Source organism: Nocardioides psychrotolerans, assembly GCF_943371775.1.
GTDB classification, from domain to species: Bacteria; Actinomycetota; Actinomycetes; order Propionibacteriales; family Nocardioidaceae; genus Nocardioides; species Nocardioides psychrotolerans_A.
This window is the reverse complement of record NZ_CALRWD010000024.1, coordinates 1-25,668: the sequence shown is the minus strand read 5'-3', so window position 1 is coordinate 25,668 and position 25,668 is coordinate 1. Positions and strand designations below refer to the sequence as shown.

Here is a 25,668-nt window from a genome sequence, read left to right as displayed (position 1 = left end):
CTTCGTCAGTTGCGGGCTGGGCCCGGGATTACTTGGCCTTCTCGAGGATCTGTACGACGCGCCAGCGCTTGGTGGCCGACAGCGGACGGGTCTCCATGATGAGGACCCGGTCGCCGATGCCGCACTCGTTCTGCTCGTCGTGCGCCTTGAGCTTGCTCGTGCGGCGCAGAACCTTGCCGTAGAGCGCGTGCTTGACACGGTCCTCGACCGTCACGACGACGGTCTTGTCCATCTTGTCGCTGACGACCAGGCCCTCGCGGACCTTGCGGGCGTTGCGCTCGTTGGTCGCGGTGTCAGTGGTGGGCTGCTCGCTCATGCGGACGCCTCTTCCTTCTCGGACCCGGGAGCCGTCCGGATGCCGAGCTCGCGCTCACGCACCACGGTGTAGATCCGGGCGATGTCCTTCTTGACCGTGTTGAGCCGACCGTGGCTCTCCAGCTGGCCGGTGGCTGCCTGGAAGCGGAGGTTGAACAGCTCCTCCTTGCACTCCCGAAGCCGCGCCTCGAGGTCGACGCTGTTGAGCTCGTCGAGCTCGTGGGCCTTGATGCCCTGAGCCATCAGAATTCACCCGCCTCTCGCGAGATGAACCGGCACTTCATCGGGAGCTTGTGCATCGCGCGGCGCATGGCCTCGCGGGCAGTCTCTTCGTCGACGCCGGAAAGTTCGAACATGACACGGCCGGGCTTCACGTTGGCGATCCACCACTCCGGGGAACCCTTACCGGAACCCATGCGGGTCTCGGCAGGCTTCTTGGTCAGCGGGCGGTCGGGGTAGATGTTGATCCACACCTTTCCGCCACGCTTGATGTGACGGGTCATGGCGATACGAGCCGACTCGATCTGTCGGTTGGTCACGTAGTGACCCTCGATCGCCTGGATCCCGAAGTCACCGAACGCGAGCGTGGTGCCACCCTTCGCCATTCCCCGGCGGTTGGGGTGGTGCTGCTTGCGGTGCTTGACGCGACGGGGCATCAACATGGGTCAGCTCTCCGATCCGGCGTTCTCGGCGGCAGCCGGAGCAGCAGCCTCGGCCGGAGCCTCGGTCGCTGCGGGCGCCTCGCGGTCCGCACGGGTGGGGCGCGAGCCACGGCTCGGACGCTCGTTGCCACGGGCGGGACGACCACCGCTGCCGCCACGACCGGGGACACCGGCGCGGGCAGCGGCCTGGGCCTGACGCTCGGCACGGGTGCCGGCGACCTCGCCCTTGTAGATCCAGACCTTCACGCCGATGCGGCCGAAGGTCGTCTTGGCCTCGTAGAAGCCGTAGTCGATGTCGGCACGCAGCGTGTGCAGCGGGACGCGACCCTCGCGGTAGAACTCGGTGCGCGACATCTCGGCGCCGTTGAGACGACCCGAGCACTGGATGCGGATGCCCTTGGCACCGGAACGCATCGAGGTCTGCATGGCCTTCTTCATGGCGCGACGGAACTGCACGCGACCGGAGAGCTGCTCGGCAACTCCCTGCGCGACCAGCTGGGCGTCGACCTCGGGGTTCTTGACCTCGAGGATGTTGAGCTGCACCTGCTTGCCGGTGAGCTTCTCGAGCTCGCCGCGGATGCGGTCGGCCTCGGCGCCACGGCGACCGATGACGATGCCCGGGCGCGCCGTGTGGATGTCCACGCGGACGCGGTCACGGGTGCGCTCGATCTCGACCTTGGAGATGCCGGCCCGCTCCATGCCCTTGGAGAGCAGCTTGCGGATGGCGACGTCCTCGCCCACGTAGGCCTTGTACAGCTTGTCGGCGTACCAGCGGGACTTGTGGTCCGTGCTGATGCCGAGGCGGAAGCCGTTCGGGTTGATCTTCTGGCCCATCAGGCCTTCCGTCCCTTCTTCTTGGCGGCAGCCACCACGCCGGCGGGCTGGACCGCCAGGGTGATGTGGCTGGTGCGCTTGTTGATGCGCGTCGCACGGCCCTGGGCGCGGGGGCGCCAGCGCTTCATCGTGGGGCCCTCGTCGACCTGGCAGATGGAGACGACCAGGTCGGCGGAGTCCAGTCCCTCGGTGGTCGCGGCGTTGGCGATCGCGCTCTCGAGGACCTTGTAGACGGTCTCGGAGGCGGCCTGCGGCGCGAACTGGAGGAGCGACAGGGCGTCGTCGACGGGAAGACCGCGGACCATGTCGACGACACGGCGGGCCTTCATGGGGGTGATCCGCACGAAGCGAGCGCTCGCGAAGGCGCCCGGCTGGTCGCCCAGGAGCGACTCACGACGCGCGCTGCTGCGGTGGCGTTCGGTGGTGCTCATCGACGGCGTCCCTTCCGGTCTTCCTTCACGTGCCCACGGTAGGTGCGGGTGGGGGCGAACTCGCCCAGCTTGTGACCGACCATGGAGTCGGTGACGAAGACCGGGACGTGCTTGCGACCGTCGTGCACCGCGATGGTGTGACCGATCATGTCGGGCACGATCATCGACCGGCGCGACCAGGTCTTGATGACGTTGTGGCTGCCCTTCGCGTTCTCGGCGTCCACCTTCTTCTGAAGGTGGTCGTCGATGAAGGGGCCCTTCTTCAGGCTGCGAGGCATGTCGGTTACTTCCTACCCTTGCCGGACTTGCGACGACGGATGATCTGGGAGTCGCTGGCCTTGCGCTTGCGCGTGCGACCCTCGGCCTTGCCCCAGGGCGAGACGGGGTGACGTCCACCGGACGTCTTGCCCTCGCCACCACCGTGCGGGTGGTCGACCGGGTTCATGACGACACCGCGGACGGTCGGGCGCTTGCCCTTCCACCGCATGCGGCCGGCCTTGCCCCAGTTGATGTTGGACTGCTCGGCGTTGCCGACCTCACCGATCGTGGCGCGGCAGCGCACGTCGACGAACCGCATCTCGCCGGAAGGCAGACGCAGCGTGGCGCGCGAGCCCTCACGGGCGACGAGCTGGGCGGAGTTGCCGGCGGAGCGAGCCATCTTGGCACCGCCACCGGGACGCAGCTCCACGCAGTGGATCGTCGAACCGACGGGGATGTTGCGCAGCGGCAGGTTGTTGCCCGGCTTGATGTCGGCGGTGACGCCCGACTCCACGACGGTGCCCTGGGTCAGGTCCTTCGGCGCGATGATGTAGCGCTTCTCGCCGTCGGCGTAGTGCAGCAGGGCGATGCGAGCCGTGCGGTTGGGGTCGTACTCGATGTGAGCGACCTTGGCCGGCACGCCGTCCTTGTCGTAGCGACGGAAGTCGATGATGCGGTAGGCGCGCTTGTGACCGCCGCCCTGGTGCCGCGTGGTGATGCGGCCCTGGTTGTTGCGGCCGCCCTTCTTGGGAAGCGGACGCGTCAGCGACTTCTCCGGCGTGGTCCGGGTGACCTCGGCGAAGTCGGCGACGGACGAGCCACGACGGCCCGGCGTTGTCGGCTTGTACTTACGGATAGCCATTTCTCAGTCCTCGTTATCCAGCTGCCCGGTCAGGAGACCGGACCTCCGAAGATGTCGATGCGGTGGCCCTCGGCCAGGCTGACGATGGCGCGCTTGGTGTCCTTGCGCTTGCCGAGCCCGTTCTTGGTTCGGCGCGTCTTGCCCTTGCGGTTGATCGTGTTGACCGAGGTCACCTTGACGCTGAAGACCTTCTCGACCGCGATCTTGATCTCGGTCTTGTTGGCGTCAGGGCGCACCAGGAACGTGTACTTGTTGGCGTCGAGGAGGCCGTAGCTCTTCTCGGAGACGACCGGCGAGATCAAGACGTCGCGGTGGTCCTTGTGCAGGGTGCTCACTTGTCGCCCTCCTCGGCGGTCTCGGCCTTGCCGTTCACCAGGACGTCGTAGGCGCCCTTGGTGATGACGACGTCGTCGGAGGCCAGCACGTCATAGGTGTTGAGCTGGTCGACGGCCACGATGTGCACCTGGGCCGCGTTGCGCAGCGACAGCCAGGTGATCGAGTCGGTGCGCTCGAGCACGACCAGGAAGCGGGTGCGCGGCGACAGGTCGGCCAGGGCTGCGAGAGCGGCCTTGGTCGAGGGCTTGTCACCGGCGACGAGCGACTCCACGACGTGGATGCGCTCGTTGCGGGCCCGGTCCGAGAGGGCACCGCGCAGGGCGGCGGCCTTCATCTTCTTGGGGGTGCGCTGGTCGTAGTCGCGCGGCTTGGGGCCGTGCACGACGCCACCACCGGCGAACTGGGGAGCGCGGGTCGAGCCCTGACGGGCGCGGCCGGTGCCCTTCTGCTTGTAGGGCTTGCGTCCACCACCGCGGACCTCGCCGCGACGCTTGGTGGAGTGCGTGCCCTGGCGAGCGGCAGCCTGCTGAGCGACGACGACCTGGTGGATCAACGGGATGTTGACCGCGACGTCGAAGATCTCGGCGGGGAGCTCGACCTTGAGGGTCTTGGTAGCCATGTGCTCAGGCCTCCTGGCTCTTCTTCGCAGCCGAGCGCAGGATGATGACCCCACCCTTGGGGCCGGGAACGGCGCCCTTGAGGAGGATCAGGCCCTTGTCGGCGTCGACGGCGTGCACGGTGACGTTCTGGGTGGTGACGGTGTCACTGCCCATCCGGCCGGCCATGCGGACGCCCTTGAAAACGCGACCCGGCGTGGCGCAGGCGCCGATCGAACCGGGCTTGCGGTGGTTGCGGTGGGCACCGTGCGAGGCGCCGACGCCGTGGAAGCCGTGACGCTTCATGACACCGGCGAAGCCCTTGCCCTTGCTCGTGCCCGTGACGTCGATGACCTCGCCGGCCTCGAACGTGTCCACGGGCAGCTCCTGGCCGATCGTGTAGGACGCGGCGTCAGAGGTGCGGATCTCGACGACGTGGCGACGGGGCGTGGTGCCCGCCTTGGCGAAGTGACCGGCCTGCGGCTTGGTGATCTTGCGACCCTCGATCTCGCCGAAGCCGACCTGGATGGCGTTGTAGCCATCGGTCTCGGGCTGGCGAACCTGGGTGATCACGTTGGTCGTCGCAGCGATCACGGTGACGGGAACGATGCGGTTGTTCTCGTCCCAGACCTGGGTCATGCCGAGCTTGGTGCCCAGCAGCCCCTTCACGTTCTTCTCAACAGTCATGGCTAGTTCCTCGACCTCAGAGCTTGATCTCGATGTCGACACCGGCCGGGAGGTCGAGTCGCATCAGGGAGTCAACGGTCTTCGGCGTGGGGTCGATGATGTCGATGAGCCGCTTGTGCGTGCGCATCTCGAAGTGCTCGCGCGAGTCCTTGTACTTGTGCGGCGACCGAATGACGCAGTAGACGTTCTTCTCGGTCGGGAGCGGCACGGGGCCGGCTACCTTCGCACCCGTACGGGTGACGGTGTCCACGATCTTGCGAGCCGAGGTGTCGATCACCTCGTGGTCATAGGCCTTGAGCCTGATGCGGATCTTCTGTCCCGCCATAGGTCTCTCTCGTCCTTCTACTGGTCCACGTGCCTGTCCGGAACGTCCTCGGGTTTGAGTCTGTCCCGCCCTGTGCTCACCACCTTCCCCGACCCCCGCGGTCGGGCGTGTCGCGAGATTTCCTCGCAACACAGCACGTCCGTCGAGCCAAGGTGTTGTGTGGCGCCTGACGGTTCGTCAGGCTGATCGGGTCTCCTGGTGCAGCGCGAGCACAGCCGAACACCGAAACGACACTCCGTGAAGAAGTGGGAGACGCGATTCAGAAGTCAAGATGTGCCGCGCCCCGGCAACCCGCCGGAGCAACCGGACTATCTTGGCAGATGTCTGCTACTGCGCCAAATCGGTTCGGACCTACCCCGCCGGCACTGCGTTCACTAGCCTCCCACCATGGCAGACGAGAACACGTTCTACTCCGGTGCGAACGACGCGACGCCCCTCCCGGTCGTCGTGTGGGGTACCGGCAACATGGGGCGAGCCGCCATCCGCGCGGTCGACGCCCACCCCGGGCTGAGCCTCGCCGGGGTCCTCGTCGCCGACCCCGCGAAGGTCGGCCGTGACGCCGGTGACCTGGCCGGTCTCGGGCGACCACTCGGCGTACGCGCCGGTGACGACGTGGCTGCGGCCCTCGACGGTGCCGCTGCCGTGGCCTACATGGCGTCGGGCGACGTGCGGCCCGACGACGCGGCGGCCGACGTGGCGCGGGCGCTGCGGGCGGGGGCGGTCGTGGTGACGCCGGCGCTCTACGCGCTCTACGACCCGCGCAGCGCGCCTGCGGAGCTGGCGGGGCCGCTGCTCGCCGCCGCCGAGGAGGGCGGGTCGGCGCTGTTCGTCAGCGGGATCGACCCCGGGTGGGGCAACGACGTGCTGCCGGTGCTGGTGAGCGGCCTGGCCGGGAGCGTCGACCAGGTGCGCTGCCAGGAGATCTTCGACTACTCGACCTACGACGCCCCCGACTCGGTGCGCCTGCTCGTCGGGATGGGCGAGCCGATGGACTACGACCCGCCGATGGTGGCGGCCGGGGTGCCGACGATGGTGTGGGGCGGCCAGGTCCGTCTGGTCGCCCGGGCACTCGGCCTGGAGGTCGACGAGATCCGCGAGACGCTCGAGCGCCGTCCCCTCGAGCGCGACGTCACCAACCAGATGGGGCTCTTCCCCGCGGGCAGCCAGGGCGCCCTGCGCTTCGAGGTGCAGGGCATCGTCGACGGGGTGCCCGTGGTCGTGGTCGAGCACGTGACCCGGATCGCGGCCGACGTGGCGCCCGACTGGCCGCTGCCGGCCGACGGCGGCGACGGCGCCCACCGGGTCGTCATCGAGGGCCGCCCCCGCATCGAGGTCAACGTCGAGGCGACCGACGAGGGCGGCAACCGCGCGGCCGGCGGCAACGCCACCGCCGCCAACCGCCTGGTCAACGCGATCCCCTGGCTGCACGCGGCCTCGCCCGGCATCTACGACGCGCTCGACGTCCCCCTCTCCCCCGCCGTCGGTCGCCTCGGCCGCGCGCTGCCCACCCTCAGCACCGTCCCCACCACCTCCCGCGGAAAGGCCGCCTCATGATCATCGACGTCCCCGAGGACAAGGACCCGATCCTCTACGTCTGGGGGGAGATGGTGCCCGGGATCGGACCGGCCGCCTCCCGCTTCGCCACCAGCGTCTACGAGCACGGCACCCTCGAGCTGAGGGCCTTCGAGGCGGCCCGGCTGCGGATCGCCCAGCTCAACGGCTGCCTCTTCTGCCAGGACTGGCGCACCGAGAAGGACGGGGTGAAGGTCGAGGACGGCTTCGCCGACGCGGTCACCGCGTGGCGCACGACCCCGGCCTTCGACGACCGGACCCGCCTCGCCGCCGAGTACGCCGAGCGCTACGCCCTGGACCACCACGGCCTCGACGACTCTTTCTGGACCCGGATGAGGACGCACTACTCCGACCGGGAGATCGTGGAGCTGTCGATGTGCCTCGGCTCCTGGATCGCCTTCGGCAGGCTCAACCGGGTGCTCGGCCTCGACACCGCGTGCGTCCTGCCCAGCCACGTGGGCACCGTCACGTGACCTGACAGGATGGCGCTCGACGAACGCCCGCGCAGGGCCGACGAAGGGGAGCCATGTCGGGCTACGACTCCTATCCGCCACCGGGGGCGCCGCCCCCGCCGCCCGGGGCGGGCGCGCCACCACCCGGCTGGGCACCGCCTCCACCTCCTGGCCCGCCCGGTCCTCCTGGCCCGGCCGGCTGGGCGCCCGCTCCCGGGATGCTCGGCGCGGCGCACAAGCCCGGCGCCATCGCGCTGCGCCCCCTCGGCCTGGGCGACATGTACGACGGCGCGTTCCGGATCATCCGCTTCAACCCGCGCGCCACGGTGGGCTCGGCGGTCCTGGTCGCCTCGGTCACGATGGCGATCCCGGTGCTCGTCACGGCGCTGCTCACCTTCACCGTCGGCGCGGTGCTCGACGAGACCGGCGGCGGTGGCAGCGAGCTGATCGGGGGCATCGGCTCCTTCGGCTCCCTCTTCGTCGGGCTGGCGCTGCTCCAGGTCGGGCTGGTCTTCGTCACCGGGATGGTCGCCCACGTCACCCACGCGGCGGCCGTCGGTCGACGGCTCAGCCTCGGCGAGGCGTGGGCCGCCACGCGCGGCAAGCGGTGGCGGCTCCTCGGGCTCACCCTGCTGATCAACCTGGTGTGGATCGTCGGCCTGGCTGTCTACGCGCTGCTGTGGGTCGTCCTGGCGTTGACCACCACCGAGGCGCTCGTGCTGGTGGTCTGGGGCCTGGTCAGCGTGCCGGTCCTCATCGCCCTCCTGTGCTTCTTCTGGGTGCGCGTCTACTACCTGCCCGCCCCCGCCCTGATGCTGGAGGACGTCGGTGTGCTCGGCGCGATCGGTCGCGGCTGGACCCTCACGCGCGGCGCCTTCTGGCGCACCTTCGGCATCGCGCTGCTCACCGTGGTCGTGGCCTCGATCGCAGGCAACATGCTCGCCGTGCCCGTGACCATCGGTGGCGAGCTGGGCGCGGTGGCCGCCGGTCCGGAGTACGCCGCTCTCGGGCTGGTGCTGAGCCAGGCCCTCTCGTCGGTGATCTCGTCGGCCTTCGTCGCGCCGTTCACCGCCGGCGTCGCGTCCCTGCAGTACCTCGACCAGCGCATGCGCAAGGAGGCCTACGACGTCGAGCTGATGACGCAGGCAGGGGTCCTGCGGCGGTGACCCTGCACGCGCTGCTGGTCCTGCCGTCGGGCGACCCACCCCTCGACCCGACGCCCGACGAGGCCCGGTCCCTGCTGCGACGAGAGCTGCTGTCGCCGGACTACCACGACCAGGACCTCGTGCAGCGCCTCCTCACCTGGCTGGAGCGGCTGATCGACCGCGGCGTCACCAGCGCCAGCGGCACCCCTCCCCTCCAGACCCTCGCGGTCATGGTCGTCGCGCTCGCGCTCATCACCGGGCTGGTGCTGCTGCTCTCGCGGGCCCGACGCACGGCCCGCGCGGCCGGCGCGCGCCGCGCCGTGCTCACCGACGAGGCCGTCACCGCCGCGCAGCTGCGCGCGCGGGCCGAGGCCGCCCTGGCCGACGGACGCTGCGAGGACGCCCTCGTCGACGCCTTCCGCGCCCTGGCCCTGCGCCAGGTCGAGCGCGGACGGCTCGACGACACCCCAGGCGCCACCGCTCACGAGGTGGCTCTCGCCCTGGCCGCCCAGCACCCCACGCTCCGGGCCCGCGTCGACACCGGGGCCGACCTCTTCGACGGCGTCCTCTACGGCGACCGCCGCGCGACCCACGAGCAGGCGCTCGCCGTCCTGACCCTCGACGACGACCTGGCGGGCGTGCGATGACGGGGCTCCTGCGGCGTCACCGGGCCGTGCTGCTGATCACCATCGGGCTGCTCGCGGCGGTCGCGGTCGTGGTGTGGTCGGGCCAGGGGGGTCGCACGGCCGAGGACCTCGACCCCGCCAACCCCGGCCCCTCCGGCGCGCAGGCCCTGGCCCGCGTGCTCGACGACCAGGGGGTCGACGTCGACGTCGCCCGCGGGGCCGACGAGCTCGACGACACCGCCGTCGACGCCGGCACCACCGTGGTCGTGACCTCGACCGACGCGCTCGGCCGGAGCACCGTCGAGCGGCTGCTCGCGGCCGTCGGCGACGCACGGCTCGTCCTCGTGGCACCCGGACCCGGCGTCACCGAGGCCGTGGGCCTCGGTGGGCAGCCGAGCAGCAGCACGCTCGGCGGGGGCACGCGCGGCGCGTGCGCCGATCCGTCGTACGACGCCCTCGTGCTGGAGGTCGACACCACGCTGGCCTATCCCGCGACCGACGGCTGCTTCCGCACCGACGACGGTGACGCCGTGCTGGTCGAGCGCGACGGTGTCGTCTCCTTCGGGGCCGGGGACGCCCTGACCAACGACCAGGTGCTGCGCGCCGACAACGCGGCTGTGGCGCTGCGGCTGCTCGGCGAGGACGAGCGGCTGGTGTGGTACGTCCCCAGCGTCGCGGACCTGGTCGGCGACGACGGGGTGAGCCTCACGAGCCTGTTGCCCGACTGGCTGGTGCCCGGCCTGTGGCTGGTCGGGCTCAGCACCGTCGCGCTGGTGCTGTGGCGGGTGCGTCGCCTCGGCCCGCTCTCCACCGAGCCGCTGCCCGTCGTCGTCAAGGCGATCGAGACCACCCTGAGCCGCGGCCGGCTCTACCGCCGCGCCGGCGACCGGGCGCACGCGGCCGCCGCGCTGCGCCGCGCGGCCCGCGCGAGGGCCGTCGAGCAGCTGCGGCTCGGTGCGACGACCGACGACCGGGTCCTCGTGCGCGACCTGGCCCGCCACCTCGACCGGCCCGTCGACGAGGTGGCCGCGCTGCTCGCCCCCGACTCCCCGACCCCAGCGTCCGACGCTGCCCTGATCACCCTGGCCGACCAGCTGGCCGAGCTCGACAGAGAGGTACGCCGACCATGACCGAGACTCCCCACGACCACACCGCCGAGCCCACACCCGACCCCACGCGGGCCGCCGGCGAGGCACGCGAGCGACTGACCGCCGTACGCGCCGAGGTGGCGAAGGCCGTCGTCGGCCAGGACGCCGCCGTGTCGGGCCTGCTGGTCGCGCTGCTGTGCGGCGGGCACGTGCTCATGGAGGGTGTGCCCGGCACCGCCAAGACGCTGCTCGTGCGCACGCTCGCGGGTGCGCTGGCCGTGGACACCCGACGCGTGCAGTTCACCCCCGACCTGATGCCCGGCGACATCACCGGCTCGATGGTCATCGACTCCTCCCAGGGCGAGCTCAGCTTCCGCGAGGGGCCGGTCTTCACCAACCTCCTGCTCGCCGACGAGATCAACCGCACCCCGCCCAAGACGCAGTCGGCGCTGCTCGAGGCCATGGAGGAGGGGCAGGTCTCCGTCGACGGCGTCTCCCACCAGCTGCCGCGCCCGTTCCTGGTGGCGGCGACGCAGAACCCCGTGGAGTACGAAGGCACCTACCCGCTGCCCGAGGCCCAGCTCGACCGCTTCCTGGTCAAGGTGGTGCTGCCGATCCCCGAGCGGGCCGCCGAGCTGGAGATCCTGCGCCGTCACGCGGCCGGCTTCGACCCGCGCGACGTCGCCGGCGCAGGCGTGCGGGCGGTGACCGGTGCCGCCGACATCGCGGCCGGGCAGGCCGCGGTCAAGACGGTGCAGGTCTCTCCCGAGGTCGCCGGCTACATCGTCGACATCGCCCGGGCCTCCCGCGACTCCCCCTCGCTCAGCCTGGGGGTGAGCCCCCGCGGCGCGACCGCGCTGCTGCGCGCGGCCCGTGCGTGGGCATGGCTGGTCGGCCGCGACTTCGTGACGCCCGACGACGTGAAGTCCCTGGCTCACGCCACCTTGGTGCACCGGCTGGGCCTGCGGCCCGAGGCCGAGCTCGAGGGTGTCGACGTGGCCCAGGTCCTCGCCTCCGCGCTGGGATCGGTGCCCGTCCCGCGATGACCATCTCGGGGCGCGTGCCCCTGCTGCTGCTCCTCGGCCTGGTGGCCGTGGTGCTGCGCCCTGCCGGCAGCACGGTCTGGCTGTGGCTGCTCGTGGTGACGGCACTGACCCTGCTCGACTGGTCGATGGCGCCGAGGCCGGCCGCGCTGTCCCTCGAGCGGCGGCCGGTCGGCACCACACGGCTCGGTCACCCCACCGAGACACTGCTGGTCGTGGGCAACACCTCGCGCCGCCGGGTCCGCGCGCTGGTGCGGGACGCGTGGCAGCCCACCGCCGGCGCGAGCGACAACCGCCACCGGGTGTCGCTGGCCCCGGGCGACCGGGCGGTGCTGCGCACCCCGCTCCTCCCCCGTCGCCGTGGCGACCTGCGCGCCACGGGGGTGACCGTGCGTCTGCCCGGCCCCCTCAGGCTGGCGGCGCGCCAGCGCACGCTCGACGTCCCGGGCTCGGTGCGGTCGCTGCCACCCTTCGAGTCGCGCAAGCACCTGCCCTCGCGCCTGGCCCGGCTGCGTGAGCTCGACGGCCGCTCGGCCGTGCGGGTGCGCGGCCAGGGCACGGAGTTCGACTCGCTGCGGGAGTACGTCCGCGGCGACGACGTGCGCTCGATCGACTGGCGCGCGTCGGCGCGCAACCGCAACGTCGTGGTGCGCACCTGGCAGCCCGAGCGCGACCGTCGCGTCGTGCTGGTCCTCGACACCTCGCGCACCTCGGCCGGTCGGATCGACGACGTGCCCCGCCTCGACTCCGCCATGGACGCGGCCCTGCTGCTCGCGGCCCTCGCGTCACGGGCCGGAGACCGGGTCGACGTGGTGGCCGGTGACCGCCGGGTCCGCGCCCGGGTGCGCTCCGCCGGCGCCCGCGACATCGTGGCCCGCCTCCAGGACACGATGGCCGACCTCGAGCCGGTCATCGCCGAGGCCGACTGGGACTCGCTGGCCGGCGCCGTCCAGGCGATGGGGCGCCAGCGCGCGCTGGTCGTGCTGCTCACGCCGCTCGAGCCCTCCGCGATCGAGGAGGGCCTGCTGACCGTGCTGCCCGCGCTCACCCGGCACCACCGGGTCGTGCTGGCCTCCGTCAAGGATCCTGCTCTCGACCGGCTCGCCGCGGCTCGCGGGTCGATCGACGAGGTCTACGACGCCGCCGCGGCCGAGCAGGTGCTCGCGCGCCGACGTCGTACGGCGCAGCTGCTGGTCGCGCTCGGCGTCGACGTCGTCGATGCGGACGCCGAGCGGCTGCCGCCGGCCCTGGCCGACCACTACCTGCACCTCAAGGCGCAGGGACTGCTCTAGCCCGGGGTCAGGCGGGGGTGTCCCGGTGCTGGTCGGGGTGCCGGTCGGGGTGCTGGTCGGTGACGGCCTCGCGCGGCGGCTGCGGCACCTGGTGACCGGCCTCCCCACCAATGCGGCCACCGAAGGGGCGACCGTGGTCGGCGAACTCCTCGCGGAAGTAGGCCAGCCGGTGGCTGCCCAGCTCCACGCGGGCGCCGGTGCGCAGGATCTGGGCCACGACGGGGGCGCCGTGGACCCGCGTGATGCCCTCGATCGCCTTGATGACCCACTCGTCGCGGTCGTCGTGCACGATCCGGGCGTGCACGGGCTCGAGGCCCGCGAGCACCAGGTCGCACCCGGGGTCGGAGCCGATCAGCATGCCGTCCTCGAGCCAGAAGATCTGCTGGCGCTCCTCGGGACCCACCGTCTCGGGAGCCACCACGAGGCGCGCTCCGCCACCGCGGGCGGGGTCGTGGGTCGTGCCGACGCCGCGGCGCGCGCGGCGGTGCATGGTGGGGAAGAGCGGAAGGATCGTGCCCGGTGGCACGAGGCCCGGCCCCGGCAGCACCGATGCGGTGCCACGAGCGCGCGACCGGGCGGAGGTCCAGACACCGCGCAGGCTGCCCAGGCGGATCCGGCGGGTGCCGGTCACGCGGCGCTGCCACCACGGCGCCGAGACGTCACCCAACGACACGAGGTGGTCGCCGCGGTGCACGACGCGGATGACGAGGCCCTGCGTGGCCAGGGTCTCCGCGATGGAGCGCACGGAGACCGCGTCGCCGGCGCCGGCGAAGGCACCGGGGTCGTCGACCTCGAGCGTCATCCGGTTGCCGCTGCCGCGCAGGCGTCCGCGGACCGGGTCGTTGCCCGGGCGCTCGATCTCGAACTCGAGGTCGGCGGCGAGGCTGAGGGTCATGACGGATCACGGACCGGGGGCACGGGCTGGCCCTGGTCGCTGGTCGTGATGGTCAGGGTGCCGTTGATCTTCCACGTCGCCCGAGGCGAGCTCGGGCCGGTGTCGCGCGGGACCTCCACGGCCATGTCCTCGAACCGGTAGTGGATGGCTGCCTCCCGCCCCGTGAGGAAGCTCCACATCCGTGCCCCGAGGTCGGTCCAGTCGACGACCTCGTTGCTCGTGCTGTCCATCGGTTGACTGCTCATCGTCATCACGCTTTCTTGTGGTGTTTGTCCACAACTTCCTCAACAGCCTGTTGAGGAAGTACAGTGACAGCATGAACACGATGTCGAGGTTTACGCAAGTGGTCGAGTCCACTGATTCATCACTGACGATCGGAGACCTCGCCGAGCGCACGGGGCTCAGCACGGCCACGCTGCGGATGTGGGAGCAGCGGCACGGCTTCCCCACCCCCCGCCGGCTCGACAGCGGGCACCGGCGCTACGCCGAGTCCGACGTGGAGGCGGTCCTCGAGGTGGTGCGGCGCCGCGATGCCGGTGTGCGCCTCGACGTCGCGATCGGCGAGACGACCAGCGCGGCCCTCCTCGACGTCGCTCCCCCCGCGCCGTCGGTCTTCGCCGGCCTGCGTCGCCTCCACCCCCATCTCGCCACCCACCGTCTGAAGAAGTCGACCCTGCTCGCGCTGTCGTGGGCGATCGAGGACGAGTTCTGCGCCAAGGCGGACCGGGCCCACATCTTCGGCGCCTTCCAGGCCGGCAAGAACTACGACCCCGCCCACGACCGTTGGGTCGAGCTCGCCCGCGTCGCCAAGTCGGCCTTCGTCTTCGCCGACTGGGACACCGAGGAGCCGGGCAGCTCGCCGATCAAGGTGCCGCTGGCACTGGACGCCCCGATGCGTCGCGAGTGGGCGGTCATCTGCGACGCCGTCGACCTCCCGGTCGCCCTCACCGCGTGGGAGCTGCCGGGCCAGCGCGACGTGCGAGACCGCGACCGCGTCTTCGAGGCCGTCTGGACCGTCGAGCCGGCCGCCGTGCGCGACGCCTCGCGCATCTGCACCCAGGTGGCGGGCGATGCCCTCCCCCACGACGCGGCACCCGTGCTCTACGACCTCGCGGAGCGGCCCGCCCCCGGGGTGGCCGACCTGGCGTCGGTGACCTCGATGTTCAACCGCGTCGTGGCCTACGTCGACCGCTTCGGCGGCCGCTGACGTGGCGGGCCACGACCACGACCTCGACGTCGTCGTCGTCGGCGCCGGCATGGCCGGCCTCCAGGCGGCGCGAGCCCTGACCCGCGCCGGGCTCGAGGTGCAGGTGCTGGAGGCCTCCGACGCCGTCGGCGGTCGGATCCGCACCGACGTGGTCGACGGGTTCCTCGTCGATCGCGGCTTCCAGCTGCTCAACCCCGGCTACCCCGCGGTCAAGCGATCGGTGGACGTCGCGGCCCTGAAGCTCCAGCCCTTCCCCGCGGGTGTGGCCGCCCTCCTCGACGACGGGCTCCAGGAGCTCGGTCACCCGCTGCGCGAGCCGCGCCTGGTGGGCACGACGCTGCGCTCGGTCGCCAGCCGGCCGCGCGAGGGCGTCGCGATGGCGCGGTGGCTGGCGCCGCTGGCCCGGGCCAGCGTGGGCCGCGGCCGGCTCGCGACCCGGCTGCCGCGCTCGGTCGACGGCAGCCTGCGCGAGTCGCTCGACCGCGTCGGGATGGGCGGCGAGCTGCGCACGGTCCTGGAGCGCTTCCTCGCCGGTGTCGTGCTCGAGGACGACCAGTCCACCTCGGCGGCCTACGCCCTGTTGCTCACCCGCGCCTTCGCCACCGGGGTCCCGGGGCTCCCCGCCGCCGGCATGCAGGCGCTTCCCGAGCAGCTCGCCGCGTCGCTGACCGGTCGGATCCGGCTGGGCCGCGAGGTCGAGTCGCTCGAGGGGTCCTCGGGCGACTACACGCTGACGGTGTCAGGCGAGACCATCCGTGCCCGCCATGTCATCGTCGCGACGGCCGCCCCCGAGGCGGCCCGCCTCACCCAGGCCTACACGCCGGCGATGAAGGGCGTCGTGACCCACTGGTTCGCGACCGACGAGCTGCCCACCCACCGTGGGCTGCTCCACGTCGACGCCCGCACCCGCGCGACCGGCCCCGTGCTCAACACGGCGGTCGTGTCGACCGTCGCGCCGTCGTACGCCCCGGAGGGGCTGCACCTCGTGCAGGCCTCCGCCCTGATGCACCCGGGCACGGCGGCGCCGACCGAGGAGCAGATCACCCGCCACGCCGGCGAGCTGCTCGGCTCTGCCACCACCCGCTGGCGCTCCATCGCGCGCCAGGAGATCCCGCACGCGCTGCCGGTGCAGCTCGCGCCCTTCTCCGAGCGACGGCCCGTGGTGATCGACCGTGGCATCGTGATGTGCGGCGACCACCGCGACACCGGCTCGATCCAGGGCGCCATGGTGAGCGGGGAGCGTGCGGCCCGCGCCGTGCTCGCAGCCCGGCTCGTCACCCGATGAGGGTCCGGTGAGGGTCGCGTGACCACGGCCGGCGTCGCCTTCGCCCTCGCCGCCGCGCTGCACGCCGGCTTCCAGCTCACCGTGACGGTGCTCGTCTATCCCGTGCTCGCCCGGGTGCCGGCGTCGTCGTGGAGCGACGCGCACGCCCGCCACAGTCGGCTGATCGTGCCCCTGGTGGGGTTGACGTACGCCGGGCTGGTCGCGGCAGGTGCCTGGCTGCTCGCGTCCTCCCCGGGGCCTCTCGGCCTCGCCGCGGTCCTCGCCGCCGCGGGCTCGGTGGTCGTCACCGCCGTCGCCGCCGCCCCCACCCACGGCCGCCTGGTCACCCCCGACCCGGCGCTGCTGCGTCGGCTGCTGGTGGTCGACCGGCTGCGCGGGCTCTTCGCCGTGCTCGCGCTGGTGCTCGCGGTCGCGGCGCTCGGCTGAGCGGCGCCGCGCCTTCGACTCGGCCGGCCGCCTCACGCCTGCGTCGCGACCCGGTCCTCGAGCAACGCGGCGTCGAGGTCGCCGGTGAAGCCGCGGTCGGCAGCGTTGCGGCCGAGGACGAACACGTAGGCGAGGAAGACCAGCTCGGCCAGCACCCCGACCGAGATCCGCGCCCAGGTCGGCAGGCCCGAGGGGGTCACGAACGCCTCGATGACGCCGCTGATCGCGAGCACCACGACGAGCCCGAGGGCGACGGTGGCCGCCGTGCGGCCCTCCCGCGCCACGGACTGCGGGCGGGTCAGGCTGCCGGGCTCGATCCACGACCAGAAGAGCCGCAACCCGACCCCGCCGGCGACGAAGACCGCGGTCAGCTCGAGCAGGCCGTGCGGGAGGATCAGGCCCCAGAAGAGCGAGCCACGGTCGGCGCGCATCATCACCGAGCCGATGATCGCCAGGTTGAGGATGTTGCTGAAGAGCAGCTGCACGACCGGGAAGCCCAGGATGCCGAGCGCGATGCAGAGGGCCGAGACCCACGCGTTGTTGATCCAGACCTGGGCGGCGAAGTGGCTGGCGGCGTACTCGCTGTAGTAGCCCTCGAAGTCCTCGTTGACCAGCTGGTCGACCTCCGTCGGCGACAGCAGCGTCTGCTCGACGGTGGGGTGGTCGAGGAGCCACCACATCATCACGGCCGCCACGACCACGTTGGCCGCGACGCAGCCCAGCCACCACCAGCGCAGCCGGTAGAGCGCGGCCGGGAACCGCTCGACGAAGAAGGTGCGTACGCCGCGCCACGAGGCCGCGCGCGTGCCGACGGCGCGGTTGCGGGCCCGGGCGAGCAATGACGAGAGGTGGGCGACCAACGAGGCGTCGGGCGCCGACGTGCGCACGACGGACAGGTGCGTGGCCACCTGCTGGTAGCGATCGACCAGCTCGTCGCTCTCCGCCCCACTGAGACGCCGGGTGCGGACCAGGGTGTCGAGGCGCTCCCACTCGTGGGCGTGCGCGAGCACGTAGGCGTCGAGGTCCACGCGCCCACTCTAGGCACCGTCACCCCGGCGGCACCGGACCGGCGCCGACCTAGACTGCCCCTGATGTCCCCGGAGTTCGCGACCCTGACCACCGACGACCTCGTCACCGGCGAGGCGGTCGCGCTCGACCTGCCCGCCGCCAGCCTCGGGGCCCGCATCGCCTCCGGCCTCATCGACCTGCTGGCGACCGTCGTCCTGCTGGTCGGTGTGATCCTCGTGGCCCTCGTCGCGGCGATCGACACCGACGCGGCGCTGGCCCACGTTGCCCTGATCGGCACCCTGATCACGGTCTTCCTCGTTTTCCCCACGGTGCTCGAGACCCTGACGGGCGGACGCAGCCTCGGCAAGCTCGCGCTCGGCCTGCGCACGGTCCGCGACGACGCCGGGCCGATCACCGTGCAGCACGCGTTCATCCGTGCGCTGATCGGCTTCGTGGAGATCTACGCGTTCAGCGGCGTGCCGGCGTTCTTCTCCGCCCTGCTGAGCAGCCGGGGCAAGCGGTTGGGCGACTACGCGGCAGGGACCTACGTCGTGCGCGACCGGGTGCGTCTGCAGCTCGCCCCGCCGGCGCTCATGCCGCCCTACCTCGCGGGCTGGGCGCGCAGCGCCGACATGACCTCGCTGCCGACGGGCCTGGCGCTGGCCGTCCGCCAGTTCCTCGGCCGCTCGGCCGGCATCGACCCCGCGGCCCGGGCGAGCATCGGCGCCCGGCTCGCCGACGAGGTCCGCCACCACGTCGCGCCCGCTCCTCCGCCCCACACCCGACCCGAGGACTTCCTGGCCGCGGTCATCGCCTCGCGCCGAGAGCGCGACCAGGCCCGGCTGCGGCGCGAGGCGGAGCTGCGGCAGCGGCTCACCCGCCGAGGTTGACCTCGCCGTCGACCGGCAGGACCGAGCAGCGCAGCTCGACGTCGCAGCCGTAGAGCGCGGAGCCCTCAGCGTTGTGCGCGGTCGCGAGCAGGGTGCGCTCGTCCATCCACCGGACCATGTCGACGCGTCCGTCGATCCCGCTCACGGGGCTGGCCTCGCCGTCCCAGACCGAGAGCGTCGACATCTCCCCGTCGAGGACGGCGACCCGCTCCGCGTAGGGAGCGAGCACCGCGAACCCCTCGAACGTCTCGACCAGCACGGCGGCGCCGCCGGTCAGGTCGTAGAGCCGCGAGCGTCCGTCGCGGTCCTGCACCAGCACCTGGCCCATGGCCACCTCCGAGGCAACCCCGTAGCCGTCGCCCTGCACCGGGACCGGGATCGACGAGCCCGCAGCGTGCAGCGCGAGGTCACCGTCGTCCGAGACCAGCAGGCCCTCGGCGCTGACGTCGGTCAGTGAGGCGTTCCGGCCGACCTCGACCTGGAGGTCCACCCGTCCGGCCTTGAGGTCGTAGCGGTGGGCGGTGCCCGACAGGTCCAGCCAGCCCAGCCAGCGTCCGTCGCCGGAGAGTGCCACGCTGCTCACCACGCCGGTCACCGGGCTGGTCTCCTCGGTGAGGGCCGCCACGCCGGTCCCCTCGTCGTCGTAGGTGACGCCCCGCACGACCAAGCGGCTCTCGCGGTCGAGCGCATAGACACGCTCGCTGGTGAAGCCGACCACGCCCTCGGAGGCCACACCCGTCCCGTGCAGGCGACCCGACGGGTCCAGCGCGGTCAGCTCGCCACCGCGCACGAACCAGGCCGTCTCGCTCAGGCCGCGGGCGCTCGGTGCCTGGGGCGTCGTGTCGCTCACGCGGGCGGAGTCGTCGGCGCCGCCGACGGTGCCACTCAGTCCCACGCCGACGGCGGTGACCACGGCGGCGGCGACGCCCGTGGCAGCGAGCGCACGGGTCGTCGTACGACGGCGGCGCTCGGCGCGCACGCGGGCCTGGAAGGCGAGGCGGTCGATCTCGGGCACGGCCACGGCCTGGCCCACCTCGATGAGCGCGGTCTGGATCTCTGTGCGGGTCATGACATCTCCTGGACGAGCTGAAGGTCGGGCAGCGCGGCACGCAGCCGCTGCAGGGCGTGGTGGGTCTGGCTCTTGACGGTGCCGACCGAGCAGCCGAGCTCGGCGGCGGTGGCGGCCTCGGTGAGGTCCTCGACGTAGCGCAGGACGAGCGTCGCGCGCATCCGCGGGGGCAGCCGACGGATCTCGGCCCAGAGCGCCAGGTGGTCGGCTCGTACGTCGAGCCCTCCGTCGTGCCCGACGTCCGGGAGGTCGTCGGTCGGCACCTCCCGCCGGCGCTTGCGCCACTGGCGCGACATCTGGTGCAGCATCGCGGTGCGGACGTAGGCGTCGGCGGCGCCCTTGTCCCGGATGGACTCCCAGCGGACGCACGTGCGGGCGAGGGCCGACTGGAGCAGGTCCTCGGCCTCGTGCCGGTCCCCCGTGAGGAGGTAGGCCGTGCGGAACAGCGGGGTCCACCGCGCGCTCATGAACTCATCGAACGTGAGCCCTGACCACGGGTCTGTCATGGGGATGATCCTCTCCGAGCGGGGGTGTGCCAGGAGGTGAGGACACCCCGTGCGCCAGGAAGGTTGGGCCGCGCGTCCGACCTGTTCGCCAGCCGCCCCCGGGGGCTCGCTGGATCCTCGCACCAGCGCGTCGTCGGCGCAGGCTGTCGGCGCGGGAGCCGGAGGCGGCAAGATGGGGTCGTGCTCGACCTGACCTCCCTCTGGGACTTCGACGACCCGGCGGCCTCCGAGAAGCGCTTCCGCCTGGCGATCCGTGGTGCGAGCCCGCGCGACCAGCACGTGCTGATGACGCAGCTGGCGAGGGCCGTCGGCCTCCAGGGGCGCTACGACGACGGGCTGGGCCTGCTCGACGCCACCACCGCGGTGGACCCCGAGGTGACCGCGCGGATCCACCTCGAGCGCGGCCGCATCCTGCGCACCCGCGGGCTCCCCGACGAGGCCCGGCCCGAGCTCGAGGCAGCCGTCGCCGCCGCGGTCGGCTGCGACGAGGTGCACGTCGACGCGCTGCACATGCTGGCGCTCATCGCTTCCCGCGAGGAGCAGAGCGCCCTGCACGAGGAGGCGCTCCGCATCGCCCGCGCGAGCGCGGACCTGCGCGCCCGCGACTGGGACGCGTCCCTGCTCAACAACATCGGGATGGCGCACGCCGACGCCGGAGAGTGGCACGACGCGCTGGCGGCGTTCGAGAACGCGTGGGGAGCCCGCGAGCGTCAGGGCGACGCCGGGCGCACCCGGATCGCGCGCTGGATGGTGGCCTGGGCACTGCGTCACCTCGACCGCACCACCGATGCCCTCCTCATGCAACGCGCGCTGAAGGCCGAGCTGACGGCGATCGGCGAGCACGACCCGCACGTCGACGAGGAGCTGGCGATCCTCGAGGCGACCAGCGGCGGTCGCTAGACGCGACGGTAGGCGAGGTCGACGATGTCGCGGTCGACTGCCCGTCCCTTGCGCTCGAACTTCGTGACGGGTCGCTCCGACCAACGCTCCACGGCACCGCCCTCGAGGCCGGTCTCGGCGTCGAGCACGGCGAGCATCTGGTCGGCGTAGGCCGCCCAGTCCGTCGCCAGCCGCCACGTGCCCCCGGGCTCCAGCCGGGAGGCGACCAGGCGCGCGAAGTCGGGCGAGACGATGCGTCGCTTGTGGTGACGGGTCTTGGGCCACGGGTCGGGGAAGAAGGTCCAGAGCTCGCGGATGCCCCCCGGCGCCACGAGGTTCTCAATCGCCCACACAGCGTCGACCGAGCAGAAGCGCACGTTGTCGGCCCCGGCCGCGGCCACCTCGGCGAGGCTCGCCGCGACCCCGGGCAGCCAGACCTCGATCGCCAGCACGTTGCAGTCGGGGCGGGCGGCGGCCAGCACCCCGGTCGCCTCCCCCACGCCGCTGCCGATCTCGATGATCAGCGGCGCGTCGCGCCCGAACCACTGCGCCCAGGCGAAGTCGGGGGCGTCGACGGCGGCGTCGGGGATGACCCAGCCCTCGTGGTGGGCGTCCCACGCCTCCTGCTGGCTGGGGGTGAAGCGGCTTCCGCGCCGGGAGTAGCTCAGCACCTCGCGCATCCGGCGACCGTCGTCGGTCAGCTTGCGGTGCGGGCGGGCCGGGGTCACGCGGTCGTTCATGGGGGTCATCCTCCCGGACGTCGTACGACGGAGACGATTCGTCGGGTCTGCAACATTGCGCCGACTCGGCGTTCAACACAGGACGGCCCCGGACACGAGGTCCGGGGCCGTCCTGGTGACACTGGTGCTGCTGGTGCGCCTAGGGCGCGAGGATCACTTGGTGATCTTGGTGACCCGGCCGGCGCCGACGGTGCGGCCACCCTCACGGATCGCGAAACGCAGGCCCTCGTCCATGGCGATCGGCTGGATGAGCTCGACGATCATCTCCGTGTTGTCGCCCGGCATGACCATCTCGGTGCCCTCGGGGAGGGTCACGACGCCGGTCACGTCCGTGGTGCGGAAGTAGAACTGCGGGCGGTAGTTGTTGAAGAACGGCGTGTGACGGCCGCCCTCCTCCTTCGAGAGGATGTAGACCGAGGCCTCGAAGTTGGTGTGCGGGGTCGTGGTGCCCGGCTTGATGACGACCATGCCGCGCTCGATGTCCTCGCGCTTGGTGCCACGAAGCAGCAGCCCGACGTTCTCGCCGGCCTGGCCCTCGTCGAGCAGCTTGCGGAACATCTCGACGCCGGTGACGGTCGACTTCTGCGAGGTCTCGCGGATGCCGATGATCTCGACCTCCTCGTTGACCTTGACGATGCCACGCTCGATGCGACCGGTGATGACCGTGCCGCGACCGGTGATCGTGAAGACGTCCTCGACGGGCATGAGGAAGGGCTTGTCCGTCTCACGGGCCGGGGTCGGGATCGACTCGTCGACAGCGTTCATCAGCTCGATGATCGACTCGCCCCACTTCTCGTCGCCCTGGAGGGCGGGGAAGGCGGCAACGCGGACGACGGGGATGTCGTCGCCGTCGAACTCGTACTCGGAGAGGAGCTCGCGCACCTCCATCTCGACGAGCTCGATGAGCTCCTCGTCGTCGACCATGTCGCACTTGTTGAGCGCCACGACCAGGGCGGGCACGCCGACCTGGCGGGCGAGCAGCACGTGCTCACGCGTCTGCGGCATGGGACCGTCGGTGGCGGCGACCACGAGGATCGCGCCGTCCATCTGGGCCGCACCGGTGATCATGTTCTTGATGTAGTCCGCGTGTCCGGGGCAGTCGACGTGGGCGTAGTGACGCGCCTCGGTCTGGTACTCCACGTGGGCGATCGAGATCGTGATGCCGCGCTGACGCTCCTCGGGAGCCTTGTCGATCTCGTCGAACGCCGAAGCAGCGTTGAGATCGGGGTACTTGTCGTGCAGCACCTTCGTGATTGCTGCGGTCAGCGTCGTCTTCCCGTGGTCGATGTGACCAATGGTTCCGATGTTGACGTGCGGCTTGGTCCGCTCGAACTTCGCCTTAGCCACTGGGGCTCCTCCTGGTGTGGTTGTTACTTGACTCGTACTTGACGTGGGTGGTGCGTGGTGCGTGCAGCATGGCCGAGAGGCCGGTGAGGACTACTCCCCACGCACCTTCTTGATGATCTCGTCGGCGATGTTCGTGGGAACCTCGGCGTACGAGTCGAACTCCATCGAGTACGACGCCTGGCCGGAGGTCTTGGACCTCAGGTCGCCAACGTACCCGAACATCTCGGAGAGCGGCACGAGGGCGTTGATGACCATGTCACCGTGACGCTCCTCCTGTGCCTGGATCTGGCCGCGTCGGCTGTTGATGTCGCCGATGACCGTGCCGAGGAAGCTCTCCGGCGTGGTCACCTCCACGGCGAACATCGGCTCGAGCAGCACGGGCTTCGCCATGCGGGCGGCCTCCTTGAAGGCCTGGTTGCCGGCGATCTTGAACGCGAGCTCCGAGGAGTCGACGTCGTGGTAGGCGCCGTCCTCGAGGCTGAACTTGACGTCCACCATCGGGTAGCCGGCGAGCACGCCGAACTCCATGGCGTCCTGACCACCCTGGTCCACCGAGGGGATGTACTCGCGGGGCACGCGGCCACCGGAGACGTTGTTCTCGAAGACGTAGCCGCCGCCGGTCCCGGTCTCGGGGTCGATGTTGGGGCCGAGGGAGATGACGACCTTGGCGAACTGACCCGAACCACCGGTCTGCTTCTTGTGCGTGTAGCTGTGGTTCTTGACGTCCTTGCGGAGGGTCTCGCGGTAGGCCACCTGCGGCTTGCCGACGGTCGCCTCGACGCGGAACTCGCGCTTCATGCGGTCGACGAGGATCTCCAGGTGGAGCTCGCCCATGCCGGCGATGATCGTCTGGCCAGTCTCCTCGTCGGACTTCACCGTGAAGGTGGGGTCCTCGTCGGAGAGACGCTGGATGGCGGTGCCCAGCTTCTCCTGGTCGCTCTTGGTCTTGGGCTCGATCGCGACCTCGATCACCGGGGCCGGGAACGTCATCGACTCGAGGATGACCTGGTTCTGGGGGTCGCTCAGCGTGTGACCGGTCTTGGTGTCCTTGAGACCCATGACCGCCACGATCTGGCCGGCGCCGACCGACGCGATCTCCTCACGCTTGTTGGCGTGCATCTGGTAGACCTTGCCGATCCGCTCCTTGCGGCCGTTGACCGAGTTGACCACGGTCGAGCCGGCCTCCAGCTTGCCGGAGTAGACGCGCACGTAGATCAGCTTGCCGAGGTGCGGGTCGGTGGCGATCTTGTAGGCCAGGCCCGAGAACGGCTCGTCGTCGGAGGGCAGTCGCTTGATCTCGACCGTCTCGTCCTTGACGGAGTGACCGATGATCGCGTCGATGTCCAGGGGCGAGGGGAGGTACTTGACGACGGCGTCGAGCAGGGGCTGGACGCCCTTGTTCTTGAACGCGGTGCCGCAGAGGACCGGGTTGAGCTTGTCGGCCAGGGTCGCGCGACGGATCGCGGCCTCGAGCTCCTCGACGGTGAAGTCCTCGCCCTCGAGGAACTTCTCCATGATGGCGTCGTCGGCGTCGGAGAGCGTCTCGAGCAGCTTCTCGCGGTATTCGGCGGCCTGCTCGGCCAACTCGGCCGGGATCTCCTCGACGACGTAGTCCTCACCGATGGTGGTCTCGCCGCGCCAGACCAGCGCGCGCATGCCCACCAGGTCGACGACACCGATGAAGTCGCCCTCGGCACCGATCGGCAGCTGCAGGACCAGCGGCGTGGAGTTGAGGCGGTCGACCATCATGTCGACGCAGCGGAAGAAGTCGGCACCGGTGCGGTCGAGCTTGTTGACGAAGCACATGCGAGGCACGGAGTACTTGTTGGCCTGGCGCCACACCGTCATCGTCTGGGGCTCGACACCGGCGACACCGTCGAAGACGGCGACAGCGCCGTCGAGGACGCGCAGCGAGCGCTCGACCTCGGCGGTGAAGTCGACGTGACCCGGGGTGTCGATGATGTTGATCTGGTGCTTCTTCCACCAGCAGGTGGTCGCAGCAGAGGTGATCGTGATGCCACGCTCCTGCTCCTGCTCCATCCAGTCCATCGTGGCCGCGCCCTCGTGGACCTCACCGATCTTGTAGGTGATGCCGGTGTAGAAGAGGATGCGCTCGGTGGTGGTGGTCTTGCCGGCGTCGATGTGCGCCATGATGCCGATGTTGCGGACCTGGTTGAGGTCGGTGGTGATGTCGACAGCCACTGAAAGTCTCAGTCCCTCGGAAGTGGTTGGAATGCGGGTGACGCCAGGGGTGCGACGCACCCCTGGCGTTCAGATCACCAGCGGTAGTGGGCGAAGGCCTTGTTGGACTCGGCCATCTTGTGCGTGTCCTCGCGCTTCTTCACAGCGGCACCGAGGCCGTTGGACGCGTCGAGGATCTCGTTCATCAGACGCTCGGACATCGTCTTCTCACGACGGTCCGCGGCGTAGCCGACGAGCCAGCGCAGCGCGAGCGTCGTGCTGCGCGTGCCCTTGACCTCGATCGGGACCTGGTAGGTCGCGCCACCGACACGGCGGGACTTGACCTCGATGGACGGCTTGACGTTGTCCATCGCACGCTTCAGCGTGACGACGGGGTCGGTGCCGTTCTTCTCGCGGCAACCCTCGAGCGCGCCGTAGACGATGCGCTGGGCGACCTGCTTCTTGCCGTCCTGGAGGACCTTGGAGACGAGCTGGGAGACCAGCTGCGAGCCGTAGACCGGGTCGATGTCGATCGGCCGCTTGGGGGCCGGACCCTTGCGGGGCATTAGCTCTTCTCCTTCTTGGCGCCGTAGCGGCTGCGGGCCTGCTTGCGGTTCTTGACACCCTGGGTGTCGAGCGTGCCGCGAATGATCTTGTAACGGACACCGGGGAGGTCCTTCACCCGGCCGCCGCGGACGAGCACGATGGAGT

32 protein-coding genes and 1 pseudogene are annotated in these 25,668 nt (G+C 71.1%); 12 read left to right on the top strand and 21 right to left on the bottom strand.

Features of this window, described 5'->3' with window-relative positions; all coding sequences use genetic code 11:
- Nucleotides 1–28: 28 nt before the first annotated feature.
- From rpsQ to rpsJ, 11 genes are read right to left on the bottom strand one after another with little or no spacing between them, the layout of a single operon-like run.
- Nucleotides 29–316: a 30S ribosomal protein S17 gene (gene rpsQ, locus AAG827_RS09175; RefSeq protein ID WP_341925623.1), complete on the bottom strand. Its 288-nt coding sequence runs from the start codon at nucleotides 314–316 to the stop codon at nucleotides 29–31.
- A complete protein-coding gene (rpmC, locus tag AAG827_RS09170; protein ID WP_341925622.1) occupies nucleotides 313–558 on the bottom strand; it encodes a 50S ribosomal protein L29 in 246 nt (81 codons plus the stop codon). The genes rpsQ and rpmC overlap by 4 nt, the downstream gene beginning before the upstream one ends.
- A complete protein-coding gene (gene rplP, locus AAG827_RS09165; RefSeq protein WP_341925621.1) occupies nucleotides 558–977 on the bottom strand; it encodes a 50S ribosomal protein L16 in 420 nt (139 codons plus the stop codon). The genes rpmC and rplP overlap by 1 nt, the downstream gene beginning before the upstream one ends.
- Nucleotides 978–980: 3 nt before the next feature.
- A complete protein-coding gene (gene rpsC, locus AAG827_RS09160; protein WP_341925620.1) occupies nucleotides 981–1,811 on the bottom strand; it encodes a 30S ribosomal protein S3 in 831 nt (276 codons plus the stop codon).
- A complete protein-coding gene (gene rplV, locus AAG827_RS09155; RefSeq protein WP_341925619.1) occupies nucleotides 1,811–2,242 on the bottom strand; it encodes a 50S ribosomal protein L22 in 432 nt (143 codons plus the stop codon). Before rplV ends, rpsC begins: the two co-directional genes overlap by 1 nt.
- On the bottom strand, nucleotides 2,239–2,520 hold the full coding sequence (gene rpsS, locus AAG827_RS09150) for a 30S ribosomal protein S19 (protein WP_091109718.1): 282 nt from the start codon (nucleotides 2,518–2,520) through the stop codon (nucleotides 2,239–2,241). Before rpsS ends, rplV begins: the two co-directional genes overlap by 4 nt.
- A 5-nt stretch (nucleotides 2,521–2,525) precedes the next feature.
- Complete coding sequence (rplB, locus tag AAG827_RS09145) at nucleotides 2,526–3,362, bottom strand: 50S ribosomal protein L2 (protein WP_091109720.1); 837 nt, start codon at nucleotides 3,360–3,362, stop codon at nucleotides 2,526–2,528.
- 29 nt (nucleotides 3,363–3,391) lie between these two features.
- The gene (gene rplW / locus AAG827_RS09140) at nucleotides 3,392–3,697 is read right to left on the bottom strand and encodes a 50S ribosomal protein L23 (protein ID WP_091109721.1); all 306 of its coding nucleotides are present in this window, start codon (nucleotides 3,695–3,697) and stop codon (nucleotides 3,392–3,394) included.
- On the bottom strand, nucleotides 3,694–4,317 hold the full coding sequence (gene rplD, locus AAG827_RS09135) for a 50S ribosomal protein L4 (protein ID WP_341925618.1): 624 nt from the start codon (nucleotides 4,315–4,317) through the stop codon (nucleotides 3,694–3,696). Before rplD ends, rplW begins: the two co-directional genes overlap by 4 nt.
- Before the next feature lie 4 nt (nucleotides 4,318–4,321).
- Nucleotides 4,322–4,981, bottom strand: coding sequence for a 50S ribosomal protein L3 (rplC, locus tag AAG827_RS09130; RefSeq protein WP_341925617.1), 660 nt, complete (start codon nucleotides 4,979–4,981; stop codon nucleotides 4,322–4,324).
- 16 nt (nucleotides 4,982–4,997) lie between these two features.
- Nucleotides 4,998–5,306, bottom strand: a complete 309-nt coding sequence (gene rpsJ, locus AAG827_RS09125) for a 30S ribosomal protein S10 (protein WP_008360994.1) — start codon at nucleotides 5,304–5,306, stop codon at nucleotides 4,998–5,000.
- A gap of 387 nt (nucleotides 5,307–5,693) precedes the next feature.
- Here rpsJ and AAG827_RS09120 point away from each other — a divergent pair, with 387 nt between their 5' ends.
- The 7 genes from AAG827_RS09120 to AAG827_RS09090 all read left to right on the top strand — a co-directional run bounded on the left by AAG827_RS09120 (nucleotide 5,694) and on the right by AAG827_RS09090 (nucleotide 12,524).
- Complete coding sequence (locus AAG827_RS09120) at nucleotides 5,694–6,860, top strand: dihydrodipicolinate reductase (protein ID WP_341925613.1); 1,167 nt, start codon at nucleotides 5,694–5,696, stop codon at nucleotides 6,858–6,860.
- Complete coding sequence (locus AAG827_RS09115; protein WP_341925612.1) at nucleotides 6,857–7,351, top strand: carboxymuconolactone decarboxylase family protein; 495 nt, start codon at nucleotides 6,857–6,859, stop codon at nucleotides 7,349–7,351. The genes AAG827_RS09120 and AAG827_RS09115 overlap by 4 nt, the downstream gene beginning before the upstream one ends.
- A gap of 197 nt (nucleotides 7,352–7,548) precedes the next feature.
- Entirely contained in the window at nucleotides 7,549–8,496 is a 948-nt protein-coding gene (locus AAG827_RS09110; RefSeq protein ID WP_341925611.1) for a hypothetical protein, read from the top strand.
- Entirely contained in the window at nucleotides 8,493–9,122 is a 630-nt protein-coding gene (locus AAG827_RS09105; protein ID WP_341925610.1) for a DUF4129 domain-containing protein, read from the top strand. The genes AAG827_RS09110 and AAG827_RS09105 overlap by 4 nt, the downstream gene beginning before the upstream one ends.
- Nucleotides 9,119–10,231 carry a DUF4350 domain-containing protein gene (locus tag AAG827_RS09100; RefSeq protein ID WP_341925609.1) on the top strand — a complete coding sequence of 371 codons (1,113 nt, stop codon included), beginning with the start codon at nucleotides 9,119–9,121 and terminating at the stop codon, nucleotides 10,229–10,231. Before AAG827_RS09105 ends, AAG827_RS09100 begins: the two co-directional genes overlap by 4 nt.
- Nucleotides 10,228–11,235: a MoxR family ATPase gene (locus AAG827_RS09095; RefSeq protein ID WP_341925608.1), complete on the top strand. Its 1,008-nt coding sequence runs from the start codon at nucleotides 10,228–10,230 to the stop codon at nucleotides 11,233–11,235. The genes AAG827_RS09100 and AAG827_RS09095 overlap by 4 nt, the downstream gene beginning before the upstream one ends.
- Complete coding sequence (locus AAG827_RS09090) at nucleotides 11,232–12,524, top strand: DUF58 domain-containing protein (RefSeq protein WP_341925606.1); 1,293 nt, start codon at nucleotides 11,232–11,234, stop codon at nucleotides 12,522–12,524. The genes AAG827_RS09095 and AAG827_RS09090 overlap by 4 nt, the downstream gene beginning before the upstream one ends.
- 7 nt (nucleotides 12,525–12,531) lie before the next feature.
- Here AAG827_RS09090 and AAG827_RS09085 read toward each other — a convergent pair whose 3' ends face one another.
- Both AAG827_RS09085 and AAG827_RS09080 read right to left on the bottom strand, forming a co-directional pair.
- Nucleotides 12,532–13,419 (bottom strand): FHA domain-containing protein, encoded by an 888-nt coding sequence (locus AAG827_RS09085; RefSeq protein ID WP_341925605.1) that lies wholly within the window; start codon nucleotides 13,417–13,419, stop codon nucleotides 12,532–12,534.
- Complete coding sequence (locus tag AAG827_RS09080) at nucleotides 13,416–13,649, bottom strand: hypothetical protein (protein WP_341925604.1); 234 nt, start codon at nucleotides 13,647–13,649, stop codon at nucleotides 13,416–13,418. The genes AAG827_RS09085 and AAG827_RS09080 overlap by 4 nt, the downstream gene beginning before the upstream one ends.
- A gap of 113 nt (nucleotides 13,650–13,762) precedes the next feature.
- On the opposite strand from AAG827_RS09080, the gene AAG827_RS09075 reads away from it, so the two are divergent.
- Genes AAG827_RS09075 through AAG827_RS09065 form a run of 3 tightly spaced genes read left to right on the top strand, consistent with a single transcriptional unit; the run spans nucleotide 13,763 to nucleotide 16,337 of the window.
- On the top strand, nucleotides 13,763–14,626 hold the full coding sequence (locus AAG827_RS09075; protein ID WP_341925603.1) for a DICT sensory domain-containing protein: 864 nt from the start codon (nucleotides 13,763–13,765) through the stop codon (nucleotides 14,624–14,626).
- Nucleotide 14,627: 1 nt separating this feature from the next.
- On the top strand, nucleotides 14,628–15,911 hold the full coding sequence (locus AAG827_RS09070; RefSeq protein ID WP_341925601.1) for an NAD(P)/FAD-dependent oxidoreductase: 1,284 nt from the start codon (nucleotides 14,628–14,630) through the stop codon (nucleotides 15,909–15,911).
- Nucleotides 15,912–15,929: 18 nt separating this feature from the next.
- A complete protein-coding gene (locus AAG827_RS09065; protein WP_341925600.1) occupies nucleotides 15,930–16,337 on the top strand; it encodes a hypothetical protein in 408 nt (135 codons plus the stop codon).
- Between the two features lie 32 nt (nucleotides 16,338–16,369).
- On the opposite strand, the gene AAG827_RS09060 is transcribed toward AAG827_RS09065, so the two are convergent.
- Nucleotides 16,370–17,365, bottom strand: coding sequence for a stage II sporulation protein M (locus tag AAG827_RS09060; RefSeq protein WP_341925599.1), 996 nt, complete (start codon nucleotides 17,363–17,365; stop codon nucleotides 16,370–16,372).
- 63 nt (nucleotides 17,366–17,428) lie between these two features.
- On the opposite strand from AAG827_RS09060, the gene AAG827_RS09055 reads away from it, so the two are divergent.
- Nucleotides 17,429–18,235, top strand: a complete 807-nt coding sequence (locus AAG827_RS09055) for an RDD family protein (protein WP_341925598.1) — start codon at nucleotides 17,429–17,431, stop codon at nucleotides 18,233–18,235.
- On the opposite strand, the gene AAG827_RS09050 is transcribed toward AAG827_RS09055, so the two are convergent.
- Both AAG827_RS09050 and AAG827_RS09045 read right to left on the bottom strand, forming a co-directional pair.
- Nucleotides 18,219–19,304, bottom strand: coding sequence for a hypothetical protein (locus tag AAG827_RS09050; protein WP_341925597.1), 1,086 nt, complete (start codon nucleotides 19,302–19,304; stop codon nucleotides 18,219–18,221). The two genes, AAG827_RS09055 and AAG827_RS09050, sit on opposite strands and share 17 nt — an antisense overlap.
- Nucleotides 19,301–19,810, bottom strand: a complete 510-nt coding sequence (locus tag AAG827_RS09045) for a SigE family RNA polymerase sigma factor (RefSeq protein ID WP_341925596.1) — start codon at nucleotides 19,808–19,810, stop codon at nucleotides 19,301–19,303. The genes AAG827_RS09050 and AAG827_RS09045 overlap by 4 nt, the downstream gene beginning before the upstream one ends.
- A 180-nt stretch (nucleotides 19,811–19,990) precedes the next feature.
- Between AAG827_RS09045 and AAG827_RS09040 the strand changes: the two genes are divergently transcribed.
- Entirely contained in the window at nucleotides 19,991–20,710 is a 720-nt protein-coding gene (locus tag AAG827_RS09040; RefSeq protein ID WP_341925595.1) for a tetratricopeptide repeat protein, read from the top strand.
- On the opposite strand, the gene trmB is transcribed toward AAG827_RS09040, so the two are convergent.
- From trmB to AAG827_RS09015, 5 genes and pseudogenes are all read right to left on the bottom strand, one after another.
- Nucleotides 20,707–21,429, bottom strand: coding sequence for a tRNA (guanosine(46)-N7)-methyltransferase TrmB (trmB, locus tag AAG827_RS09035; protein ID WP_341925594.1), 723 nt, complete (start codon nucleotides 21,427–21,429; stop codon nucleotides 20,707–20,709). The genes AAG827_RS09040 and trmB overlap by 4 nt on opposite strands.
- 153 nt (nucleotides 21,430–21,582) lie before the next feature.
- Nucleotides 21,583–22,776 carry an elongation factor Tu gene (tuf, locus tag AAG827_RS09030; RefSeq protein ID WP_341925593.1) on the bottom strand — a complete coding sequence of 398 codons (1,194 nt, stop codon included), beginning with the start codon at nucleotides 22,774–22,776 and terminating at the stop codon, nucleotides 21,583–21,585.
- Nucleotides 22,777–22,866: 90 nt separating this feature from the next.
- On the bottom strand, nucleotides 22,867–24,978 hold the full coding sequence (gene fusA / locus AAG827_RS09025) for an elongation factor G (protein WP_341925592.1): 2,112 nt from the start codon (nucleotides 24,976–24,978) through the stop codon (nucleotides 22,867–22,869).
- Between the two features lie 74 nt (nucleotides 24,979–25,052).
- On the bottom strand, nucleotides 25,053–25,523 hold the full coding sequence (gene rpsG / locus AAG827_RS09020; protein ID WP_091109754.1) for a 30S ribosomal protein S7: 471 nt from the start codon (nucleotides 25,521–25,523) through the stop codon (nucleotides 25,053–25,055).
- Nucleotides 25,523–25,668, bottom strand: a pseudogene (locus AAG827_RS09015) (30S ribosomal protein S12); the annotation flags it as partial. The gene rpsG and the pseudogene AAG827_RS09015, both read right to left, overlap by 1 nt.

Coding starts and splice junctions, on each gene's coding strand:
- rpsQ (WP_341925623.1), bottom strand. CDS start 316: ATGAGCGAGCAGCCCACCACTGACACCGCGACCAACGAGCGCAACGCC.
- rpmC (WP_341925622.1), bottom strand. CDS start 558: ATGGCTCAGGGCATCAAGGCCCACGAGCTCGACGAGCTCAACAGCGTC.
- rplP (WP_341925621.1), bottom strand. CDS start 977: ATGTTGATGCCCCGTCGCGTCAAGCACCGCAAGCAGCACCACCCCAAC.
- rpsC (WP_341925620.1), bottom strand. CDS start 1,811: ATGGGCCAGAAGATCAACCCGAACGGCTTCCGCCTCGGCATCAGCACG.
- rplV (WP_341925619.1), bottom strand. CDS start 2,242: ATGAGCACCACCGAACGCCACCGCAGCAGCGCGCGTCGTGAGTCGCTC.
- rpsS (WP_091109718.1), bottom strand. CDS start 2,520: ATGCCTCGCAGCCTGAAGAAGGGCCCCTTCATCGACGACCACCTTCAG.
- rplB (WP_091109720.1), bottom strand. CDS start 3,362: ATGGCTATCCGTAAGTACAAGCCGACAACGCCGGGCCGTCGTGGCTCG.
- rplD (WP_341925618.1), bottom strand. CDS start 4,317: ATGGCTACCAAGACCCTCAAGGTCGAGCTCCCCGCCGAGATCTTCGAC.
- rplC (WP_341925617.1), bottom strand. CDS start 4,981: ATGACTGTTGAGAAGAACGTGAAGGGGCTGCTGGGCACCAAGCTCGGC.
- rpsJ (WP_008360994.1), bottom strand. CDS start 5,306: ATGGCGGGACAGAAGATCCGCATCAGGCTCAAGGCCTATGACCACGAG.
- AAG827_RS09120 (WP_341925613.1), top strand. CDS start 5,694: ATGGCAGACGAGAACACGTTCTACTCCGGTGCGAACGACGCGACGCCC.
- AAG827_RS09115 (WP_341925612.1), top strand. CDS start 6,857: ATGATCATCGACGTCCCCGAGGACAAGGACCCGATCCTCTACGTCTGG.
- AAG827_RS09110 (WP_341925611.1), top strand. CDS start 7,549: ATGCTCGGCGCGGCGCACAAGCCCGGCGCCATCGCGCTGCGCCCCCTC.
- AAG827_RS09100 (WP_341925609.1), top strand. CDS start 9,119: ATGACGGGGCTCCTGCGGCGTCACCGGGCCGTGCTGCTGATCACCATC.
- AAG827_RS09095 (WP_341925608.1), top strand. CDS start 10,228: ATGACCGAGACTCCCCACGACCACACCGCCGAGCCCACACCCGACCCC.
- AAG827_RS09090 (WP_341925606.1), top strand. CDS start 11,232: ATGACCATCTCGGGGCGCGTGCCCCTGCTGCTGCTCCTCGGCCTGGTG.
- AAG827_RS09085 (WP_341925605.1), bottom strand. CDS start 13,419: ATGACCCTCAGCCTCGCCGCCGACCTCGAGTTCGAGATCGAGCGCCCG.
- AAG827_RS09080 (WP_341925604.1), bottom strand. CDS start 13,649: ATGGACAGCACGAGCAACGAGGTCGTCGACTGGACCGACCTCGGGGCA.
- AAG827_RS09055 (WP_341925598.1), top strand. CDS start 17,429: ATGTCCCCGGAGTTCGCGACCCTGACCACCGACGACCTCGTCACCGGC.
- AAG827_RS09050 (WP_341925597.1), bottom strand. CDS start 19,304: ATGACCCGCACAGAGATCCAGACCGCGCTCATCGAGGTGGGCCAGGCC.
- AAG827_RS09045 (WP_341925596.1), bottom strand. CDS start 19,810: ATGACAGACCCGTGGTCAGGGCTCACGTTCGATGAGTTCATGAGCGCG.
- trmB (WP_341925594.1), bottom strand. CDS start 21,429: ATGAACGACCGCGTGACCCCGGCCCGCCCGCACCGCAAGCTGACCGAC.
- rpsG (WP_091109754.1), bottom strand. CDS start 25,523: ATGCCCCGCAAGGGTCCGGCCCCCAAGCGGCCGATCGACATCGACCCG.